Annotated in this window: 4 protein-coding genes; all 4 read left to right on the top strand. The window is 70.8% G+C overall.

Going from position 1 to position 4,037, the window contains the following annotated elements:
• The coding region (locus GKQ77_RS28995) for a TadE family protein (protein WP_372460013.1) at positions 1–367 on the top strand (367 nt) is incomplete at its 5' end.
• Between the two features lie 33 nt (positions 368–400).
• Positions 401–1,738, top strand: coding sequence for a TadA family conjugal transfer-associated ATPase (locus GKQ77_RS28990; RefSeq protein ID WP_219692002.1), 1,338 nt, complete (start codon positions 401–403; stop codon positions 1,736–1,738).
• Between the two features lie 34 nt (positions 1,739–1,772).
• Entirely contained in the window at positions 1,773–2,720 is a 948-nt protein-coding gene (locus tag GKQ77_RS28985; RefSeq protein WP_219692000.1) for a type II secretion system F family protein, read from the top strand.
• 49 nt (positions 2,721–2,769) lie between these two features.
• Positions 2,770–3,660, top strand: a complete 891-nt coding sequence (locus GKQ77_RS28980; RefSeq protein WP_219691998.1) for a DUF5936 domain-containing protein — start codon at positions 2,770–2,772, stop codon at positions 3,658–3,660.
• The last annotated feature ends 377 nt before the right edge of the window (positions 3,661–4,037 follow it).

Below are 4,037 nucleotides of genomic sequence, written 5' to 3'. Positions count from 1 at the left end.
GTGCCGGGGCCGTCGGCACTGGGGCGATCGCGGGGTCTCGATGCTGGAGTTCGCCGGGTTCCTGCCGGTCCTGCTCCTCGTCGGCCTCGCCGCCATCCAGCTCGGCCTTGTCGGTTACGCCGCCAACCAGGCGGGCTCGGGCGCCCGCGCGGCGGCCCGCGCGGCATCCCAGGGCGACTCGGGGCAGGCGGCGGGCGCGGCGGCCATGGACGGCGGGCTCAGCTCCTCCATCGGGGTCGGCACGGGCGGCGACACGACGACCGCCACCGTCGAGGTCCAGGTGCCGACGCTGCTGCCCTTCGTGGACGCGGGCTGGAGCGTCACCAAGAAGGCCACGATGCCCAATGACGACGACGGCGAGTACTGAGCCCCGTACCCCTGAAGGAGGTCGAAGGACGCCATGAGCCTGCGCGACCGCGTCGCCCCCACCCACCAGACCGAGCCGAGCCGCGACGACGGTCTCGTCGCCGTCTACCGCGCCAAGCTCCTGGAGGAGATCGACCTCGCCGAGATGTCCTCGCTCGCCGCCGCGGACCGCCGCGTCCGCCTGGAGCGCGTCCTCGGCCACATCATCAGCCGCGAGGGCCCCGTGCTCTCCACCTCCGAGCGCGCCCAGCTGATCCGCCGCGTCGTGGACGAGGCCCTCGGCCTCGGCGTCCTCGAACCGCTCCTCGCCGATGCCTCCATCACGGAGATCATGGTCAACGGCCCCGACTCCGTCTTCGTGGAACGCGCCGGCCGCGTCGAACAGCTGCCCCTCCGCTTCGCCTCCAACGACCAGCTGATGCAGACCATCGAACGCATCGTCTCCACGGTCAACCGCCGCGTCGACGAGTCCAACCCCATGGTCGACGCCCGCCTGCCCACCGGCGAGCGCGTCAACGTCATCATCCCGCCGCTCGCCCTGACCGGCGCCACCCTCACCATCCGCCGCTTCCCGCGCGCGTACACGCTCCCCGAGCTGATCGGCCTCGGCTCGCTCGACGAGCACATGCTGATGCTCCTCGCGGCCTTCGTGCGCGCCCGCCTCAACGTCATCGTCAGCGGCGGCACGGGCAGCGGCAAGACGACCCTCCTCAACGCGCTCTCCGGCCTGATCCCGGCCCACGAGCGCATCATCACCATCGAGGACTCGGCGGAGCTGCAACTCCAGCAGGACCACGTCATCCGGCTCGAATCGCGCCCGGCCAACGTCGAGGGCAAGGGCCAGATCACCATCCGCGACCTCGTCCGCAACAGCCTGCGCATGCGCCCCGACCGCATCATCGTCGGCGAGGTCCGCGGCGGCGAGACCCTCGACATGCTCCAGGCGATGTCGACGGGCCACGACGGCTCGCTCGCCACCGTCCACGCCAACACCGCCGAGGACGCCCTCATGCGCCTGCAAACCCTCGGCTCCATGTCGGAGGTCCAGATCCCCTTCGAAGCGCTGAAGGACCAGATCAACTCGGCCGTCGACGTGGTCGTCCAGCTCGCCAGGCACAGCGACGGCTCCCGCAAGATCGCCGAGATCGTGCTGCTCGTCTCGCACGGCCGCCAGCACTTCCGCATCGCGCCCGTCACCCGCTTCGTGCCGCGCCCGATCGGCCCCGACCGCGTCGTGCACGGCCACTTCGAACACCTGCCGCTGCCGCGCGAGATCGCCGACAAGCTGTACGGGGCGGGGGAGCCGGTGCCGCCCGCGTACGGGGTGGCGGAGGCCATCGACGTACTGGACACGAGGGAGGCGATCGGATGACGCCGCACGCGTCCCCGGCGGAAGGCACCGGACGATGAACAACCCCGCGCTGCTCGCCCTGGGCGCCACGGTCCTCACCGGCACGCTGGCCGTCGCGGGCGTTCATACGTACGCGTCCGGGCGCGCCCAGCGCCAGGCGCTCGTCGACCGTTTGGCGCTCGGCCCGGGCAGCGGGGACGGCGGCCCGCCCGGCCGCGCACGCCGTTTCGCGGCCGTCGACCGCCGTCTGCGCCGCACACGCCTGGGCAGGTCGATCCAGCTGCGGCTCTCCTCGACGGGGCTCGACCTCACCGCGGGGGAGTTCTTCACGTACGTGGTCGCCGTCGTCGCCGCGCTCTGGCTGATCGCGGCGGCGACGCTCGCGCCCTTCTTCGGCCCGATCGCGGGCGTCGTCGCGGTGTGGAGCGCGGTCGCCTTCCTCAACTGGCAGCGCCAGAAACGCATCGAGGCGTTCATCAACCAACTCCCCGACGTGGCGCGCATCCTGGCCAACGCGACGGCGGCGGGCCTCGCCCTGCGGACCTCGCTTGCGATGGCGGCGGAGGAACTGGAGGCTCCCGCGGGCGAGGAACTGTCCCACGTCGCCGACCAGTTGACGCTCGGCCGCTCCATCGACGACACGCTGGGCGAGCTGGCCGCCCGCCTGCCGTCCCGCGAACTGATAGTCCTCGTCACCACCCTGGTCCTCTCCAACAAGGCGGGCGGCACGGTGGTCAACTCCCTGCGGAACCTCACCCAGACCCTGGAGGACCGCAAGGAGACGCGGCGCGAGGTCCGCACGATGCTCTCGGAGGTCCACGCGACGGCGTTCACGGTCCCGCTGCTCGGCCTCGGCTCCCTGCTCCTGATCAACTCCTCGAACGAGGGCGCGCTGGAGCGGGTGACCGGCTCCCCGATGGGCCAGACGCTGATCCTGATCTCGCTCGGGCTCTACGGGATCGGGTTCTTCGTGATCAGACGCCTCGGAAAGATCGAGGTCTAGAAGGAATGCGGGCTACTGGGGTCGTTGGGGTCGTGGGAGGGGAGTTACGTTGCTGGGCTTGCTGCTAGCGGTGGCGATGGGCCTCGCCGTGGCCGGTGTCTGCCAGGGCGTGCGCATGTACCGCGCGGACGCGAAGCTGCCCTCGGATCTGGCCGTGGCCCTGGAGGTCGGCGCGACCCGCGTCTCGGCGGCGGGCTCGGCGGTGGACCGGCTCGGGATGCGCTTCGCGCCCCTCGTGCTGCGCCTGATGGGGCCGAGGCGGGTCGACGCCAAGCGCCGCAGGATCGACATGGCGGGCAACCCCGGGGGCCTCACGATCGACCGCTACGCGGCCCGGCGCGCGGTCTACGGCGTCTTCGGCGTGGTGCTCGGCCTGGTCTTCCTCACGAACGGCTCCCCGCTCCTCGCCCTGCTGACCTTCGCTTTCGGGGCGACGGCGGCGGACGCGCTGATCTGGCAGGCCATCCGGGAGCGCCGTGAGGTCATCGACCGCACCCTGCCGGACTTCCTGGACGTGCTCGCGGTGGTGGTCTCGGCGGGCCTCGGCTTCCGCCAGGCGCTCGACCGGGTGGCGGAGCGGTACGAGGGTCCGTGGGCGGACGAACTGCGGATCACCCTGCGCCAGATGGACATGGGCGTGAGTCGCCGCCAGGCCTTCGACGAACTGCGTCGCCGCAACGCGTCCGAGCAGGTGGCCCAGTTCGTCTCCGCGCTGCAGCAGGGTGAGGAGCTGGGGTCCCCCATCGCGGACACGCTGATCCAGATCGCCACGGACATGCGGCGGACGGACGCGCAGAACTCCCGTCGGCGGGCGGCGAAAACGATCCCCAAGGCGACGATGGTGACCCTGGTCTTCATGCTCCCCGCGACGATGATCCTCATCGCGGCGGGCATGTTTCTCGGGTCGGGTTCGGACTTCGGCTCGATTCTGGGGCGGTGACGATGGCGATGGCGATGACGATGACGACGCGGCGTTCAGGGACGGCTTCATCAACTGTGCGAAACCCCTTCGCGGGTGCAATGCGATGTGGGACAGTCGGATCCGAGTTCACGGTTCGCGGGAGGGGGCTTCGTGCATGGTGATCTCACCGAGGGGGAAGAGAACCCGCCAACTTGCGGACCGGGCATCCCGGTTATCGCATACGTCGCGCAGAGTTGCTGCCGATGCACGCCTTGTGGCGTACGTTGCCTCTGACCACAAAGGGCGCGGTATCTGGTGGGAGGGAAGGGGCCGTCGTGCTGAAGGAACGCGTGCTCGAAGTCTGGATCTTTTGGACGGCGTCCGTGGCGTCCCGGGCCCGGGGGAGGGATCGGGAC

This window comes from Streptomyces anatolicus (assembly GCF_019400875.1).
Classification (GTDB): Bacteria; Actinomycetota; Actinomycetes; order Streptomycetales; family Streptomycetaceae; genus Streptomyces; species Streptomyces anatolicus.
Note: the sequence above shows the minus strand (reverse complement) of the source record. Positions and strands in the feature narration are given on the sequence as shown.

Excerpts from the sequence above, each read along its gene's own strand:
- GKQ77_RS28985 (WP_219692000.1), top strand. The coding sequence starts at position 1,773 with ATGAACAACCCCGCGCTGCTCGCCCTGGGCGCCACGGTCCTCACCGGC.
- GKQ77_RS28990 (WP_219692002.1), top strand. The coding sequence starts at position 401 with ATGAGCCTGCGCGACCGCGTCGCCCCCACCCACCAGACCGAGCCGAGC.